Origin of the sequence: Staphylococcus pasteuri (assembly GCF_030547725.1) — a bacterium.
GTDB classification, from domain to species: Bacteria; Bacillota; Bacilli; order Staphylococcales; family Staphylococcaceae; genus Staphylococcus; species Staphylococcus pasteuri.
In genome coordinates this window covers 1-240 of sequence record NZ_JAUOQO010000875.1, presented here as the reverse complement: position 1 = coordinate 240, position 240 = coordinate 1, and the positions used below count along the sequence as shown (strand labels likewise).

General features: G+C 35.4%; 1 protein-coding gene. It reads right to left on the bottom strand.

Annotation, left to right across the window (positions count from 1 at the left end; genetic code table 11):
* Positions 1-33: 33 nt before the first annotated feature.
* Positions 34-240 (bottom strand): hypothetical protein (locus tag Q4528_RS15785; RefSeq protein WP_303522678.1); only part of this gene is annotated, 207 nt, incomplete at its 5' end.

The window sequence follows — 240 nt, the reverse complement described above, 5'->3', positions numbered from 1 at the left end:
ATTTCATCCCACTCTGCTTGTTTAGAATTAAACTCACTCATTTGATACCTTTATGATTTCTTGTGCGAATTGCTCGGTTGAATCGAGAAAATATGATTTGAGCATTGTAGCTCTTTGCAATTTAATATCTGAATGTAAAAATCGCTCAATGTTTAATGTTAAGCTTTCAACCGTTGCATCTTCAGCAAGACCTAAGTCAAAGGTTAAATGTGCGCTGGCAAGTTCCAAAGTGTCTTTATG